This is a genomic window from Caballeronia sp. INML3B (assembly GCF_023631305.1).
GTDB classification, from domain to species: Bacteria; Pseudomonadota; Gammaproteobacteria; order Burkholderiales; family Burkholderiaceae; genus Caballeronia; species Caballeronia turbans.
This window is the reverse complement of the sequence record NZ_JALQDI010000099.1, coordinates 1-632: the sequence shown is the minus strand read 5'-3', so window position 1 is coordinate 632 and position 632 is coordinate 1. Positions and strand designations below refer to the sequence as shown.

Here is a 632-nt window from a genome sequence, read left to right as displayed (position 1 = left end):
ACAACCTGCTGAAGACGGCGGCGGGCAGCGGCATCGCCATCGGGCCGATTCTGCTCGGCGCCGCGAAGCCGGTTCACCTGCTGACGTCGTCGGCGACGGTGCGGCGGATCGTCAACATGACGGCGCTTCTCGTGGCGGACACTGCGGCGTCCGACGTGGCTTAACTTGCGCTGAATTTCAGCCATACCGAGGGTCGAGGCTGGGCCTCGACCCCTCAAAAGACCTGCACATACAGGCCTCTGAATAGTGCACTGCACTGCTGTCGGCGATAACCCGAAGTGCATATGCCGCCTATTGCCAAAAATGCCGTAGCCCCTGTAGGTCGCGTGGTACCGGCCCCGATACCGCCCTGTCAAATCAATTTAGTTTCGCTGGCCAGAAGCAACCGCGCTTAGCAACCTCCGCTCCGAACTCCTTCGCCACCATGGCCCGGGCGTGGCGTCTAACGACGGCCACGCCTTTATGCTTTCTGCGCTGTGTCGTTCGCTTGTACGATCGGCAATCCCATCCGTCGGCTTTGAAGCAGTTGCTGACGTTTGAATGACCGCAGTTTGTGGCGGATTCAACCGGTCGATGCAATAGCTTGATGGAATCGTTCAGCTGGTGTCTCGTAATCTAGCGTCTTTCTTGGG

1 protein-coding gene is annotated in these 632 nt (G+C 59.3%); it reads left to right on the top strand.

The genetic code is table 11. From position 1 onward, the window contains the following. Window positions 1-164 (top strand): phosphate acyltransferase (locus NCS58_RS34050; protein ID WP_143756447.1); only part of this gene is annotated, 164 nt, incomplete at its 5' end. Window positions 165-632 lie beyond the last annotated feature (468 nt).